The 2725-nt window shown below is 70.4% G+C and carries 2 protein-coding genes; one reads left to right on the top strand and one right to left on the bottom strand.

Annotated features, from left to right (window positions below):
* The coding region (locus VD972_RS23905; protein WP_414654109.1) for a KUP/HAK/KT family potassium transporter at window positions 1-512 on the bottom strand (512 nt) is incomplete at its 3' end.
* Window positions 513-763: 251 nt separating this feature from the next.
* Between VD972_RS23905 and VD972_RS23900 the strand changes: the two genes are divergently transcribed.
* Window positions 764-2725, top strand: a 1962-nt coding sequence (locus VD972_RS23900) for a GAF domain-containing protein (RefSeq protein ID WP_324990723.1), incomplete at its 3' end; no start/stop codon positions are given.

The raw sequence follows: 2725 nt of genomic DNA, 5'->3' as shown, positions 1-2725 counted from the left end.
ACCTTCGCCGTGCCGAGCGACTGGAAAAAGAACAGCACCGTGAGAATCACCACGGCGATGACGATCGTGTAGTTCTTGAAGCCAGGGGCGGCGATTTGCAACCCTTCGACGGCGCTGAGCACCGTGATCGCCGGCGTGATCATGCCGTCGGCGTAAAGCAGCGCCGCTCCGAACAGGCCGATCATCACGATCAATTTGCCGGTGCGATCGACCGAGGCGCCGCCCGGCACGATCAGCGCCGTAAGCGCGAGGATGCCGCCTTCGCCCCGGTTATCCGCCCGCAGAATGAACACGATGTACTTGATCGAAATGACGATGATCAGCGACCAGACGATCAGCGACAGCACGCCGAGAACATTGGCCTCATTGAGCACCCTCAACTGGTGCGGACCGTGAAAGCACTCGCGCAGCGCATAGAGTGGGCTGGTGCCGATGTCCCCATAGACGACACCCACCGCTCCGACGGCCAGCATCGCCGTGCGCTTGAAGGTGCCGTCTTTCCCCTCGTTCACAGGGGAGGGGGCTTCCGTGGAGGCATTCACCCCCCCGCTTTAGCTGAACCCTGGCCGGGAGCAACGGACTCCCGCGTCCCCTTGCCCCCGCGTTTCAGCCCCAGCGGAAGACACCCACCCCCCATGTTGATGTGTGCAGGACAGTGCACCCATGTAGGTCTGTCAACGGCAGCACGTCCGCGTGGAAAGCACCTTTGCCCATTCGGCTGTTCCCATGTGCGATCACTCTTTTTGGGGGGCGGTACATCGGCATGGCTTCGAGCGGCACCAGCCCAGCGCAGCACTATCAAGGCAGTCCGCTCGGCCTGGAGGAACGGCTGGCCCTGCTGGCCGAGGCCTCGCGGGTCCTCGCGGACGCGAGCCTGGAACCCCCTGCGGTGCTCGAGCGGCTGTGCGCGCTGGTAGTGCCGTCCCTGGGGCAGGCGTGCGGCCTGCGCCTGCTGTCCGAGGATGGGCTGTGGCTGCACCCGGTGGGCTCGGCCCATGCCGATCCTTCCTCGCGTGAGAGCTTCCAGTCCCTGGTGTCCGGTCCCCAGCGAGCAGACGAGGGGCTGTCCGCCCTGGTGGTGCGCAAGGGCGAGTCGCTGCTGTTGTCGGCCCTGCCCCCCGAGGTGCTGCGACGGGCGGTGGCTCCGTCCATGCGCGCGGCGGCCGAGCGCTTCCCCTTCAGCGATCTGCTCGTGCTGCCGCTGCGAGCGCGCGGGCGCATTCTCGGCACCCTGGCCGTCGCCCGAGGCCTGAACACCCGCCCCTTCGAAGACACCGAGCGGCTGCTCCTCCAGGAGGTGGCGGATCGAGCCGCGGTGGTGCTGGACGTGGCGCGCGCCTACGCGGCGGAGCGGCGGGCCCGGCTGGACGCAGAGGTGGCGGCCAACCGCATCCTGCGCATGCAGCGTGCCACCGCGGCGCTGTCCGAGGCCGTGACGCCCGCGGATGTGGCCGGGGTGGTGATGCGCGAGGCGATGGACGCGCTGAGTGCCGAGCAGGGTGTCGTCACCGTGGCCAGCGAGGACCCCTCCTGGCTGGAGATCCTCGTCAGCCGCAACCTGCCCCCTTCCTGGCTGGAGTTGCTGTCCCGCTTCCCGAGCGAGGCGCCCCTTCCCGCCGCGGAGGCCTACCGGACCGAAGAGCCCGTGTGGATGGAGACGGAGGAGGAGCTCACGGCGCGCTACCCCACCTCCTTCCAACGCCGCGAGCTGCTGGCCCAGGCCATGGCCAGCCTCCCGCTGCTGTCCCGCGGGCGGGTCCTGGGCGTGCTCTCGCTGGGCTTCGCGGCGCCGCGGGCCTTCACCCAGGACGAGCGGGCCTTCTTGATGGATCTGGCGGGGCAGACGGCCCAGGCGCTGGAGCGGGCCCGGCTCTATGCCGTCGAGCAGCAGGCGCGCGCCCACGCCCAGCGCACCGCGGAGCGCACCACCCGCCTCCAGGCTGTCACCGCCGAGCTCTCGCAGGCGCTCACCGCCACACGCGTGGCGGAGATCCTCGTGGACCACGGTGTGGCGGCGGTGGGAGCGCGCAGCGGCGGGCTGTGGCTCATCGAGCCGGATGGCGAGTACGCGCGGCTGGCCCGGACGTTTGGCTACCCGCAGGAGGTGGTGGAGCGCTTCCAGCGGCTGCCGCTAGGGCTGGGCGCACCGTTGATGGAGGCGCTGCGCGAGGGCCAGCCGGTCTGGCTGGAGACGCCCGAGGCGCTGGCCCACCGCTACCCGGTGCTCGTGCAGCGCCAGGGAATGACGCCCGTGCCCTTGACGCCCTCCATGGCCTGCCTGCCGCTGCGGGCCGAGGGGCGCACGCTGGGAGCGCTGGTGCTGGGCTTCACCGAGGCCCGCCGCTTCGACGCGGATGAGCGCGCCTTCCTGGAGCTGCTCGTGCACCCCGCCGCGGAGGCGCTGGCTCGAGCGCGCCTGCTCGAGCAGCAGCAGGCGGCCCAGGCGGCGCTGCGCGAGGCGCACCAGACGCTCTCCACCATCATCCAGGCCTCGCCCGCCGCCATTGTGCTGATGGATCCGGATGGCACGGTGCGCATGTGGAACTCGGCCGCCGAGCGCATCTTCGGGTGGACGGCGGAGGAGGCCATCGGGCGCCCGCTGGTGGCCGTGCCCCTGGAGAAGCACGAGGAGTTCCGCGCCAACCTGGCGCAGGTGGCCGGGAGCGAGCCGCTCATGGGCCTGGAGACGCGGCGCCAGTGCAAGGATGGGACGATCATCGACGTG

This window comes from Hyalangium sp. (genome assembly GCF_035629615.1).
Taxonomy (GTDB): Bacteria; Myxococcota; Myxococcia; order Myxococcales; family Myxococcaceae; genus Hyalangium.
Note: the sequence above shows the minus strand (reverse complement) of the source record. Positions and strands in the feature narration are given on the sequence as shown.